Raw genomic sequence first — 11,870 nt, 5'->3', positions numbered from 1 at the left:
GGAATGTCAGCTGGCTGGGTCATCCGATCGTCGGGCTGAAACGGGCCGAGCTGAACAAGTACCGCAAGGACCTGCAGATCGTGTTCCAGGACCCGCTGGCCAGCCTGGACCCGCGGATGACGATCTCCGCCTCGATCGCGGAACCGCTGAAGACCTATCGCCCCGACCTGACCGAACGCGAGCGCAAGCAGATGGTCGCCGAGATGATGGAACGGGTCGGCCTGAACGCCAACATGATCAACCGCTACCCGCACGAGCTGTCGGGCGGTCAGAACCAGCGGGTGGGCATCGCCCGGGCGATGATCAACAAGCCCAAGCTGATCATCTGCGACGAGGCGGTCTCGGCGCTGGACGTGTCGATTCAGGCGCAGATCGTGCAGCTGCTGAAGGAACTGCAGCAGGAGTTCGGCCTGTCGATGATCTTCATCAGCCACGACCTGTCGGTAGTGCGCGCGGTGTCGAACCGGATCATGGTTCTGTATCTCGGCCGCATCGTCGAACTGGGCGATGGCGAGGTGATCTGCGCGAACCCGGTTCATCCGTATACGCAGTCGCTGATCTCGGCGGTTCCGATCCCGGACCCGGATGTCGAGCGCAGCCGCCAGCGGCTGAAACTGCCCGGCGAACTGCCCTCGCCCATGGACCCCAAGGCGGCGCTGCGGTTCCTGCCCAGCCGTCTGGCGGCGGGTCAGACCGACTATGTTCCCGCGCTCAGCGAGATTGCGCCTGGGCACTTCGTGGCCGAGCATGATCCGCTGGAAGCGATCATGGCAAACGCTTGATCCTGTCCCCGAAGCCGGACAACCGGCTTCGGGGTCCTTGCCCGTTAGGGCAGAGTTATTGGAACTGGGTGTTTTGACTTTGCCATGACCAAATGGCACCCTTCGGTCGTTTTCGGCCTGTTTTTTCGGGCATCATTGATTGATCCGGTTTCGCAGCCTAAGAGGAAGCCCCGGATGCACCACGTCCGCCGGCTAAGTTTTTGAATTTGAGAGGTCACATGTCACGCAAGGTCACCAAGGCGATTTTCCCTGTCGCAGGATTGGGCACCCGGTTTCTTCCGGCAACGAAATCCGTTCCGAAGGAAATCATGACGCTGGTTGACCGGCCTCTCGTTCAATATGCCATCGACGAAGCCCGCGCTGCGGGTATTACCGAGTTCATCTTCGTCACATCACGCGGGAAATCGGCGCTCGAAGACTATTTCGACCACAATCTCGTGCTGGAGCAGGAGCTGAAGGCCAAAGGCAAGGATGATTTGCTGGAGGTTCTCGAGAATACCAACATGGAAAGCGGTGCTATCGCCTATATCCGCCAACACAAGGCTCTGGGGCTGGGACACGCAGTCTGGTGCGCCCGCCGTCTGATCGGCGATGAACCCTTTGCGGTCATGCTGCCGGACGACGTTATTGCGGCCGACAAACCCTGCCTGCAGCAGATGGTCGAGGCTTATGAGGAAACCGGCGGCAACATGGTCGCCGCGATGGAGGTCGCACCCGAAAAAACCAGCTCGTACGGGATACTGGACGCCGCCGACAGTTCCGGCAAGGTGATCCGAGCCCGCGGCATGGTCGAAAAGCCCAAGGCCGACGAGGCACCGTCGAACATGGCGGTGATCGGTCGATACATTTTGGGGCCATCGGTGCTGTACAACCTCAATCAGATGAAGAAAGGCAGCGGCGGGGAAATCCAGCTGACCGATGCCATCGCCGAAGACATCGGCAACGGTGTCCCGGTTTTCGGATACCGCTTTGATGGTCAACGCTTCGACTGCGGATCAAAAGCGGGCTTCCTGCAGGCCACCGTGGCCTTTGCCCTGGCCCGGAATGACCTGCGCGACGACCTGAGCGCCTATCTGAATGATATTGTTGCCACAGGTCGGGCTGCCCAATAAGCGGCGGTCCTTCACCCATCCTGTGATGACTGCGATAAAACGTCAGAAAACCAGCCGAAAAGCCCATTCGTCATGACCACCATCTATCCTGTCATTCTGTGCGGCGGCTCCGGAACCCGGCTTTGGCCGCTGTCCCGAAAAAGCTATCCCAAACAGTTCGTGCCGCTGGTCGGCAACAGCAGCCTGTTGCAGGACTGTGCGGACCGGATGCGAGGGCCCAAGGACGCGCCGTACGCCAAGCCCCTGATACTCACGAATGAATCGTTCCGCTTCATCGTCACCGAGCAGCTTACCGCCATTGGTGTCGACCCCGGTCCGATCCTCATTGAGCCTGAGGGCCGCAACACGGCTCCGGCGGTCTTGGCGGCCGCGCTTTATCTGTCGAAGGTAGACCCGGATGCTTTGATGCTGGTGGCGCCGTCCGATCACGTCGTTCCCGACAAATCCGCGTTCCACGCGGCGGTTTCGCAAGGTGTGACCGCCATCGAGAGGGACCGCCAACTGGTGACGTTCGGGATCACTCCGGACCGGCCAGAAACCGGATATGGATATCTGAAGCTCAGCGCTGCGCCCGACGCGACAGGTGCTGCGGTCGCATTGGACCATTTCGTTGAAAAGCCCGATCTGGATCCGGCCAAGGCCATGATCTCCGATGGCAGTTACCTGTGGAATTCCGGCATTTTCCTGTTTGCGGTGCGCGACATCATCGCTGCATTCCAGGATCATGCACCCAACCTGTTGCCGCCGGTGCAGACTGCCGTCGAGGACGCGAAGGCCGATCTTGGCTTTCTGCGACTGGACGCATTGGCCTGGGGGAAAGTCGAAGACATTTCGATCGACTACGCGGTCATGGAGCGGGCCAAAAACCTGAGCGTTGTTCCCTATGTCGCCGGCTGGTCGGATGTCGGCAGCTGGTCGGCCGTCCAGGAGCTGAGCAGCCCCGACGAAAACGGCGTTGCGACCACCGGTGAGGTGACGACGATCGACTGCAACAACGTGTTGATCCGGTCCGAGTCTGCCTCTCAAGAAGTCGTGGCCATGGGGCTCGAGAACATGATCGCTGTGGCCATGCCGGATGCCGTTCTGGTGGCCAGCATGGACAAGGCACAGGACGTCAAACAGGCCGTGGCCGCCCTGAAGGCCAAAGGGGCACCGCAGGCCGAAGCTCTGCCGGTCGACCATCGCCCTTGGGGCTGGTTCGAGAGCCTGGTTGTGGGCGAACGATTCCAGGTCAAACGGATTCACGTAAACCCCGGCGCGGCCCTGAGCCTGCAATCCCACCACCACAGGTCCGAGCATTGGATCGTCGTAGAAGGTACCGCCAAGGTCACGATCGATGACGAGGTTCGTCTAGTCAGCGAAAACCAGTCTGTCTACATCCCCCTTGGCGCGGTTCACCGGATGGAAAACCCCGGCAAGGTGCCTATGGTCCTGATCGAGGTCCAGACCGGCGCCTACCTCGGAGAAGACGATATTATCCGGTACGAGGATGTCTACGCCCGTAGCTGATTCTGGCTGAACACCGCGGCTCCGGTCGCCAACGGTTCACTCTTTGGGCGTACAGGACAGAATCAGCTGGCCGACCTCCATACAAAAAATATCCACAGCCGCCCCAAAAGGGCGGCTTTGTTTCGTATTTGGAAATCCACAAGTAACCAAATCCTTTTTGTGCCGTTCGCACGTGAAAGCGGGGATTCATCCCATCCGCGGCAGGGTGGCGCGCAGCGAATTCCGTGAATCGATGGCCCAAGGAGGATCCCGCCCGTGTCCCAAATCACCCCCCGTTTGAATCTGCCGTTTCTGCAACCCTCACAGGCGCAAAAACACGTCACCCACAACGAAGCGCTGCGGCAGCTGGACCTGATCGTGCAGCTGAGTGTTGTGGCTCTGGATGAAACCATTCCACCTGCGGCACCAGATCAAGGTGCCATCTACGGATTGGGGGCCAGCCCGACAGGCGCCTGGGCGGGGAAGCCTGGGCAACTCGCGGCTTGGCTGGACAATGCTTGGGTCTTTGTCACGCCGGCAAACGGATGGCGTGTTTGGGACCAAGCCGGCGCCGCGCTCAAGGTCTGGGACAACGGCGGATGGATCGATCCTCCGCTCAATACTGCGAACCTTGTCGGGGTCGGGGTCGCAACCGGATACGATCCGACCAACCGCCTTTCGGTTCGGAGTCCCGCCACATTGCTGAGCCATGACGGGAGCGGCCACCAGTTGAAGGTCAACAAAGCTAGCGCGACTGACACCGCCTCCCTCCTGTTTCAGTCCAACTGGACCGGCCACGCCGAGATGGGCCTTGCGGGCAGTACCGATTTTTCCATCAAGGTTTCACCGGACGGCGGCTCTTGGACCGAGGCGGTGCGCGTGGATGCCACATCGGGAACGATCAGTGGCGCGGCCGTTCAAGCCAACCCTGAAGATGTAACACCCGGACGGCTGATGCGAGCCGACTACGGATATGGACCGGGTAACCTCTTGGGTCAGGTGACGCAGTCTGGCGGGACCCCGACCGGCGCGGTGATCGAACGCGGCGCAAATGCAAACGGCGAATTCGTTCGTTTCGCGGACGGAACCCAGATCTGCACCCTCGCGGCGAGTGCGGTGGCCTGTACTGCCGGCATGGGGCTACTGTTTGCAAGCGCCCAGAATACTTGGATTTTCCCCGCGCCTTTTGCTCTGGGCAGTACTCCAACCCTAAGCGGCAGCGGTAATGCACTGGGACGGTTAATCAGCTTCGATTTGCCGACCGAAACGCAGGTAGCGTGGCAAGTTCTGTCGGCGGTGTCCGATCCGGCCACGATCAGCCCGACAGTCGCAGCCATCGGCCGCTGGTTCTGATCAGCGAACGCACCCGGTCTTTGGGCCGGGTGCCTATTTGGCCCGCAGGTCGTCGGCCGATTGATCAAGGAACCAGTCATAGGTCTCGCGGATACCATCTTCGAGGCCTATGCGTGCCTTCCAGCCCATCTTGGCCAACCGGGAAACGTCCATCAGCTTGCGCATCGTACCATCTGGCTTGGTGGTGTCCTGCGTGATCCGGCCGGTATATCCGGTGATTTTGGCTATCAGTGAGGCCAGCTCGGCAATTGAAACGTCCTGCCCGCAGCCCACGTTTATGTGGCTCAGCATGGGTTGCGTATTCGCCTGATACACGTCCTGCGGCAAATCCATTACGAACAGCGATGCCTCGGCCATGTCATCGACATGCAGGAACTCACGCCGCGGCTTGCCAGTTCCCCAGATCACCACCTCGTCCAGCCCGTCGCGTTTGGCTTCGTGGAAGCGGCGGATCAGTGCTGGCAGAACATGGCTGTTGTCAGGGTGGAAATTGTCGCCCGGCCCATACAGGTTGGTCGGCATGACCGACCGGTAGTCGACCCCGTGCTGGCGGTTGTAGCTTTCGCACAGCTTGATTCCGGCGATCTTGGCGACCGCATAGGGTTCGTTCGTCGGCTCCAAAACACCCGTCAGCAACGCGTCTTCGCGCATCGGCTGCGCTGCTTCACGCGGGTAGATGCAGGAACTGCCCAGCTGCAAAAGACGCCGTACGCCGGCCGCAAAAGCCTGATGGATCACGTTGCACTCGATCATCAGATTTTCGTAAATGAAATCTGCAGGATACGTGTTGTTGGCGTGAATCCCCCCCACCTTGGCAGCGGCCAGGATCACGACGTCTGGCCGCTCGGCCTGCATGAAGGCGCGGACGGCCGCCTGATCGGTCAGATCCAATTCGGAATGGGTTCGGGTCACCAGTTCAAGCGCCTCACCATCAGCCTGGCGCGCCTTGAGCTGACGCAGGATTGCTCCACCCACCATGCCACGATGTCCGGCGATGTAGATCTTGCGCATTTCTGCCTCCTCAGCCGTTTTCCAGGCTGACCGGCAATTCGAACCCGTGCTCTTTCAACAAGGCGTGTCGCTTGGCGGTTTTGAGGTCTTCCAGAACCATCTCTGCGCACATTTCCTGCACGGTCAGCTCCGGCTCCCAACCCAATTTGGCCTTGGCGTTCGACGGGTCACCCAGCAGAGTGTCCACCTCGGCGGGTCGGAAATACTGCGGGTCGATCCGCATGATCACGTCGCCGGGTTTCAGCGCTGGGGCGTTGTCGCCTTCAATCGCCGTCACCGTTGCGACCTCGTTCACACCGCTGCCCGAAAACTCCAAGGTAAGCCCAAGCTCGGCCGACGACCATTCGATGAATTGGCGCACGGAATACTGCTTGCCGGTGGCAATAACAAAATCCTCGGGCTTGTCCTGCTGCAGCATCATCCACTGCATCCGCACGTAGTCCTTGGCATGGCCCCAATCGCGCAGACTGTCGATATTCCCCATGTAAAGGCACTTCTCCAAGCCCTGGGCGATGTTGGCCAGACCACGCGTGATCTTGCGGGTGACAAAGGTTTCGCCGCGGCGCGGGCTTTCGTGATTGAACAGGATTCCGTTGCAGGCATACATCCCGTACGCCTCGCGGTAATTGACCGTGATCCAATACGAATACAGCTTGGCCACCGCGTAGGGCGAGCGGGGATAGAACGGAGTCGTTTCGCGCTGCGGAGTTTCCTGGACCAGCCCGTAGAGTTCCGACGTGGACGCCTGATAGAACCGGGTCTTGTTTTCAAGTCCCAGGAACCGGATCGCCTCAAGCAGGCGCAGGGTGCCGATGGCATCGACATCCGCGGTATATTCCGGCGACTCGAAGCTGACGGCCACGTGAGATTGGGCGCCCAGATTGTAGACTTCGTCGGGCTGAACCTCCTGAATGATGCGGGTCAGGTTCGAGGTATCGCTCAGATCGCCGTAATGCAGCCGCAGCTTCGGATCAGGCTCGTGGGGGTCCTGATAGATGTGGTCGATCCGCTGGGTGTTGAACGAGGATGCCCGACGCTTGATCCCGTGAACCTCATAGCCCTTTGCCAACAGAAATTCGGCCAGGTAAGACCCGTCCTGTCCGGTAATTCCGGTGATCAGCGCTTTTTTGGTCATCAGTTTGTTCCACCAGTTTCATGGACGCCCATTTGTCGCCCCAAAAACAGCAAGATGTCATGGAATGCAACCCGAGGCCACTGTCAGGCATTGAAACCGGCGGAAGTTTCTCCGAATGTGTGGCCGCCCGAGGTGGCATTGGTAACAAGGGAATTTGAATAATGCGTATTGCGATGATCGGCACCGGATATGTGGGTCTGGTGTCGGGTGTGTGCTTCTCGGATTTCGGTCATGACGTCATTTGCGTCGACAAGGCCGAAGCTAAGATCCAGATGCTGCAGGACGGAAAAGTTCCAATCTACGAACCGGGGCTGGATGTTCTGATGGCCAAGAACGTGGCCGCCGGCCGGCTGAGCTTTACCACCGATCTGGCGAATGCGGTGAAGGGCGCGGATGCCGTCTTTATCGCCGTCGGGACACCAACCCGCCGCGGCGACGGCCATGCGGATCTGACCTATGTGATGGCAGCGGCCGAGGAAATCGCCCATGCCATGGATGGCTACACCGTGGTGGTGACAAAATCCACGGTTCCGGTCGGGACCAACCGCAAGGTTCAGGAAGTTGTCGCGGCGGCAAACCCCAAGGCAGACTTTGATGTCGCCTCGAACCCGGAATTCCTGCGCGAAGGCGCTGCGATCGACGATTTCATGCGTCCGGACCGCGTCGTTGTAGGGGTCGAGAACGACCGCGCCGCCGAGGTGATGGCCGAAATCTACCGCCCACTTTACCTGCGCGATTTTCCGATCCTGACGACGGATCTGGAAAGCGCCGAAATGATCAAATATGCGGCAAATGCCTTTCTCGCCACCAAGATCACATTCATCAACGAAATCGCTGGCCTGTGCGAGCGGGTCGGTGGCGACGTCAAGGAAGTGGCGCGCGGCATCGGCTTGGATGGGCGCATCGGAAACAAGTTCCTGCATGCCGGCCCCGGTTACGGCGGATCATGCTTTCCCAAGGACACCGCGGCGCTTGCGCGGATCGGACAGGAACATGCCTTTCCAATGCAGATCACCGAAACCGTCATGCGCGTGAATGACGAGGTCAAAAAACGCATGATCGAAAAGATCCGCGAAGCTTGCGACGACAGTTTCAACGGCAAGACCGTGGCGGTTCTTGGGGTGACTTTCAAACCCAACACCGACGACATGCGCGACGCTCCATCACTGACCATCGTGCCCGCCCTGATCGGTGGCGGCGCCAAAGTTCGCGTGGTCGACCCTCAGGGCCGATCCGAGGGTGAGGCTCTGCTGCCGGGTGTAGAGTGGGTCGAAGACCCGTATGCCGCTGCCAAGGACGCGGACGCAGTGGTGCTGTTGACCGAATGGAACGAGTTCCGCGCGCTGAACCTGACGCAGATGGCCGCTGAGATGAAATCTCCACGCATGGTCGACCTGCGGAACATCTATTCACGCGACAAGGTCAAGAAATCTGGTTTCGAAACCTATGTCGGGGTTGGGCGCTAGGCGTCCAATCCCCTGGCCTTTGGGTTTCGAACCCGGCTCAATCATAGAGCGGAACGGTGGCCTTGGCCCCAGCTGCCAGCGCCTTGCCCAGATCGCGGCGCACCTGTTCGTACAGGACAAGCGACTCGTCGGAAAACAGGGTGGCGGGCGGATCGACATGGATGAAGTTTCCCTGCCGGTCCTCTCCGCGCGCGACCATCGCGTAGTCGCGGTCCGCCACCAACTGCTTCGCATTCGGGCTGATATAGCGGATGGCCATCCCGATACGCCGATCGTCCGACCGGTTCGGACCCGAGCCATGAATGGTCAGCCCGTGGTGCAGTGACATCTGCCCGGGCGCCAGTTCGATATGGGTTTTGTCTTCCTCGGCCACTTCGACCGCAATCTCCTGCCCGCGCGACAGCAGGTTGGTCTCGGAATAGGTATCATTGTGCGGAAGTATTGGGTTCTTGTGGCTGCCCCGGACAAAATCCATGCAGCCGCTTTCCACGGTTGCCGGCGACAGTGCCAGCCAGGCCGTAACCTGATCCGGGGTCTCGCCCATCCCCCAATAGGTCAGGTCCTGATGCATGCCAACTGTCTGGACGGTGCGCGGTTCTTTGATGAAAAACTCGGCCGACCAGATCATGATGTCCGGACCCAAGACGCCTTCGACGGCATCCAGTATACGCGGATCCATGGCCAGTCGCGCCGCCAGAGGCATGACGAGGTGTGAGTTCACGCGCTTGTAGGTATTCAGCGGCAGAGGCAGATCGGCGGCCATCCAGTCGCGTTCAATCTGCTCGAGTTCCGAGCGCACCTGCGCGGCCTCGTCAGCAGACAGAATATCCAGCGGAAACAGGAAGCCGTCTTCCCAGTATTGCGCTGCTTGCGATGGGGTCAGTTTGTGCCGGGCCAGGTCTTGGATGTCGGGCATGGGTGCACCTTTTCGGATCGGTTCACGCACAGCCTAGCCGAACCGGTCTTGCGACGAGAACGCAAAGCCTTGCCTGTCAGGACAAGTTCAGCTTAGCCTGATTGCCATGTCGACCCGCATCCCCTCTCTCAACTGGCTGCGCGTTTTCGAGGCCGCGGCCCGCACCGAAAGCTTTGCCCGTGCTGCCGCCCAGCTAAACATGTCGGCCGCCGCTGTCAGCCAACAGGTCAAGGCGCTGGAAACTCGTCTGGGCACGCCGCTGTTTCATCGCCATGCCCATGCCGTCACTTTGACCGAGGCCGGGCGGGCGTACCTGCCGGTCGTGCAGCAATCGCTGGTGATGCTGGACTCAGCCACTACCGGCCTGTTCGGCCAGACCCGGGACCAACGGCTGTATGTCCAATCCGTGTTGTTGTTCGCGCAAGGGGTGCTTGCGGCGGGCCTGACCCAGTTCCAAAAATCCCATCCTCAGATCAACCTGTCCCTGACGACCGGGAACCGGATGGCCGACTTCGCCAATCGTTTTACCGACCTGCAGATCGTGTTCGGCAACCCGACGCTGTTCGGGGCTGAAGGTGACATGCTGTTGACCGAGACCCTTTTTCCCGTGGCGCCACCGGACATTGCCGACCAGATCAGCACTCCGCTGGATCTGGCCCGGTTTCCGCTGATCGAGGTTTCGACCCACAGGGCCAGTTGGCCGCACGTGTTCGAAGCCCTGCGGCTGCCGACCGGGCAGGCTAAGTATTTCTTCGCGGACAATTCAGTGATGGCGGCCGAGCTATCCGCGCAAGGGGTCGGGATCGCCCTGGCCCGCGCGCCCGCGTCTGACCGGATCATGCGGATCTCGGGCCTGGTGCCGTGTCTGCCCGAGGTGGCCGTGCCGGGACGGGATGCCTACCACCTGATCTACCCATCACGGGCCACATTGCGGCCACCCGCGCGCGCGTTCCGTGAATGGTTGTTGGACTACAGCGCGGCAGCCCAAACCCGATAACGGCCCTGCCCGGTCACTTCGCGGATCAACCCACGTTCGGTGAACTTGTCGAGATTGCGCTGCACGGCTGCACGCGATGCCTGCGTCAACTCCTCGGCCAATGGCGCAGATACCATGGGCCATGCGGTCAGCACATCGATCAGGACCGGCGGCGTCCGCCCGCTGAGACCCTTGGTGGCCTCGCGTGCCCGGGCCTCCCACGCGCTGACGCGATCCAGATGCAGCAGCGCGGCCAAGGCCGCCTGCCCTGCCCCACGAACCCAAGCGTTGAGTTTTTCCTCTGGTGTGCCGATGCCGCGCAGCGCCCCGGGGCCCGACAGTGCCAGCGGCATGAACAGTGCCCCGCCCCGACCCATCGTGGCCGCATGCCGCGCAGCGATCACCGCTGCTTCGGTATCCTGTCCCATTCCTTGCGACAGCGCGCGCCACGCGTGAAAGGCAATGGCCGACTGCGTGACAGGGTGCAGGGCTTGTGCGCTATCCATCACTTCGGCCAAGTCCGCGACCGCCTCTGGGACTTCGTCTATCCCCTGAGCCATCCGGTCCAGAAAGGCGGCCAGTCCCGATTGCCAGCCGCCGTCCGACGGCCCTGCGCCCGAAGTCAGTCGCCGAACCGCCCAACCCGCCCGAAACAATGCTTGCACATCGTCCCCGGTGGCTCCGATACGCAATCCGGTCCACAGGGCAAGCCGATCAACACTGATCCGGTCACCGGTCCACCACCCCAGGTCGGATACGTCCATCAGGGCCAGCCGGTGGGTCCATCCCTTTGGACCACTGCGCAACCGCTCGTCCAAGGACCCGAAGGTCAAGGTCAGATCCGCCAAGCCCTGCGCCACTTCTGCCTGAGCTGCGCGCCAGTCCCGCGGGTCGAACAAAGCGCCCCGATCGGCACGCGGACCCGGCGGCAACATGTCCTCGGGCGCCGCTGCATCTTCGGGCGGCAGAAACCAAAGCTCTTCGTCGTCCGGCGGATCGACGTCATAGATACTGCGCGGCCCGTCCAGGACATCGTCCTCGTCCGGGCCCGGGTTCGTGGCCTTGGTCGTCATACCATGCATTGTTCGGCCAATCGCACCGGTTCACAAGAGGTTTCGCGCAAGGCGGCTCAGCCGGCGAATGTCTGGGCCAGGTAATCCAGCTGCACGGTCAAATCGTTGTCCGGCCGGTTCCCCAACAGCATGTATCCGTATCCGTCGCGCGCCCACCGGGCCGTTGCAAGCCCGCTCAGGACTTCCTGCTTCAACTCTGAATTCGGCGCGCCATCGCCCTGGCGGATCACGCACAGCGCAAAGGGATTGCCATCAGCGTCGGCAAAAACGATCTGAACCAATGGTTTGCCCTTGAAGGACAAAACCTGCGCGGCCTTCAGTTCCAGCCCCGGCAAACCTTCAAGCGAATCCCGGTTCAGCGGGCGGCCCAGTTTCTCTTCGGCCAATGAGATCTGGGCGTCGACTAGCGCCGGCGGGTATTCCAGCGTTGCAATCGAATCCGCCGTGTAAAGCGACTGGTATAAGGCCGCCTGTTCTGCCCATCCCATCGGCTGTGAGCGGGTCAGCCAAATGGTCAGAGATACGGCCAACACGGCCGCGGCAGCCGCGACGCCCAAC

General features: G+C 61.0%; 11 protein-coding genes. 6 read left to right on the top strand and 5 right to left on the bottom strand.

Features of this window, described 5'->3' with window-relative positions:
- From AC2FM5_RS17735 to AC2FM5_RS17720, 4 genes are all read left to right on the top strand, one after another.
- Window positions 1–782, top strand: a 782-nt coding sequence (locus tag AC2FM5_RS17735; protein WP_496737165.1) for an oligopeptide/dipeptide ABC transporter ATP-binding protein, incomplete at its 5' end; no start/stop codon positions are given.
- A 218-nt stretch (window positions 783–1,000) separates the two neighbouring features.
- Window positions 1,001–1,894, top strand: a complete 894-nt coding sequence (gene galU, locus AC2FM5_RS17730; protein WP_093963131.1) for a UTP--glucose-1-phosphate uridylyltransferase GalU — start codon at window positions 1,001–1,003, stop codon at window positions 1,892–1,894.
- 72 nt (window positions 1,895–1,966) lie between these two features.
- On the top strand, window positions 1,967–3,403 hold the full coding sequence (locus AC2FM5_RS17725) for a mannose-1-phosphate guanylyltransferase/mannose-6-phosphate isomerase (RefSeq protein WP_496737163.1): 1,437 nt from the start codon (window positions 1,967–1,969) through the stop codon (window positions 3,401–3,403).
- A gap of 255 nt (window positions 3,404–3,658) precedes the next feature.
- Window positions 3,659–4,735, top strand: coding sequence for a DUF2793 domain-containing protein (locus tag AC2FM5_RS17720; RefSeq protein WP_496737161.1), 1,077 nt, complete (start codon window positions 3,659–3,661; stop codon window positions 4,733–4,735).
- Window positions 4,736–4,768: 33 nt separating this feature from the next.
- On the opposite strand, the gene fcl is transcribed toward AC2FM5_RS17720, so the two are convergent.
- Both fcl and gmd read right to left on the bottom strand, forming a co-directional pair.
- The gene (gene fcl / locus AC2FM5_RS17715; RefSeq protein ID WP_496737159.1) at window positions 4,769–5,746 is read right to left on the bottom strand and encodes a GDP-L-fucose synthase; all 978 of its coding nucleotides are present in this window, start codon (window positions 5,744–5,746) and stop codon (window positions 4,769–4,771) included.
- Window positions 5,747–5,756: 10 nt separating this feature from the next.
- A complete protein-coding gene (gene gmd, locus AC2FM5_RS17710; protein WP_496737157.1) occupies window positions 5,757–6,881 on the bottom strand; it encodes a GDP-mannose 4,6-dehydratase in 1,125 nt (374 codons plus the stop codon).
- A gap of 161 nt (window positions 6,882–7,042) precedes the next feature.
- Between gmd and AC2FM5_RS17705 the strand changes: the two genes are divergently transcribed.
- Window positions 7,043–8,347, top strand: a complete 1,305-nt coding sequence (locus AC2FM5_RS17705; protein WP_170367380.1) for a UDP-glucose dehydrogenase family protein — start codon at window positions 7,043–7,045, stop codon at window positions 8,345–8,347.
- A gap of 37 nt (window positions 8,348–8,384) precedes the next feature.
- On the opposite strand, the gene AC2FM5_RS17700 is transcribed toward AC2FM5_RS17705, so the two are convergent.
- A complete protein-coding gene (locus tag AC2FM5_RS17700; protein ID WP_496737155.1) occupies window positions 8,385–9,263 on the bottom strand; it encodes a phytanoyl-CoA dioxygenase family protein in 879 nt (292 codons plus the stop codon).
- Between the two features lie 106 nt (window positions 9,264–9,369).
- On the opposite strand from AC2FM5_RS17700, the gene AC2FM5_RS17695 reads away from it, so the two are divergent.
- Window positions 9,370–10,260 carry a LysR family transcriptional regulator gene (locus AC2FM5_RS17695; RefSeq protein WP_496737153.1) on the top strand — a complete coding sequence of 297 codons (891 nt, stop codon included), beginning with the start codon at window positions 9,370–9,372 and terminating at the stop codon, window positions 10,258–10,260.
- Here AC2FM5_RS17695 and AC2FM5_RS17690 read toward each other — a convergent pair.
- A complete protein-coding gene (locus AC2FM5_RS17690; protein ID WP_437438574.1) occupies window positions 10,233–11,321 on the bottom strand; it encodes a helix-turn-helix domain-containing protein in 1,089 nt (362 codons plus the stop codon). The genes AC2FM5_RS17695 and AC2FM5_RS17690 overlap by 28 nt on opposite strands.
- A gap of 47 nt (window positions 11,322–11,368) precedes the next feature.
- Window positions 11,369–11,870, bottom strand: a 502-nt coding sequence (locus AC2FM5_RS17685; RefSeq protein WP_496737151.1) for a hypothetical protein, incomplete at its 5' end; no start/stop codon positions are given.

Source organism: Ruegeria sp. BHSA162 (assembly GCF_059613385.1).
The sequence above is the reverse complement of the archived record's forward strand: the minus strand, read 5'-3'. Positions and strand labels throughout refer to the sequence as shown.

Excerpts from the sequence above, each read along its gene's own strand:
- galU (WP_093963131.1), top strand. The coding sequence starts at position 1,001 with ATGTCACGCAAGGTCACCAAGGCGATTTTCCCTGTCGCAGGATTGGGC.
- AC2FM5_RS17725 (WP_496737163.1), top strand. The coding sequence starts at position 1,967 with ATGACCACCATCTATCCTGTCATTCTGTGCGGCGGCTCCGGAACCCGG.
- fcl (WP_496737159.1), bottom strand. The coding sequence starts at position 5,746 with ATGCGCAAGATCTACATCGCCGGACATCGTGGCATGGTGGGTGGAGCA.
- gmd (WP_496737157.1), bottom strand. The coding sequence starts at position 6,881 with ATGACCAAAAAAGCGCTGATCACCGGAATTACCGGACAGGACGGGTCT.
- AC2FM5_RS17705 (WP_170367380.1), top strand. The coding sequence starts at position 7,043 with ATGCGTATTGCGATGATCGGCACCGGATATGTGGGTCTGGTGTCGGGT.
- AC2FM5_RS17700 (WP_496737155.1), bottom strand. The coding sequence starts at position 9,263 with ATGCCCGACATCCAAGACCTGGCCCGGCACAAACTGACCCCATCGCAA.
- AC2FM5_RS17695 (WP_496737153.1), top strand. The coding sequence starts at position 9,370 with ATGTCGACCCGCATCCCCTCTCTCAACTGGCTGCGCGTTTTCGAGGCC.
- AC2FM5_RS17690 (WP_437438574.1), bottom strand. The coding sequence starts at position 11,321 with ATGCATGGTATGACGACCAAGGCCACGAACCCGGGCCCGGACGAGGAC.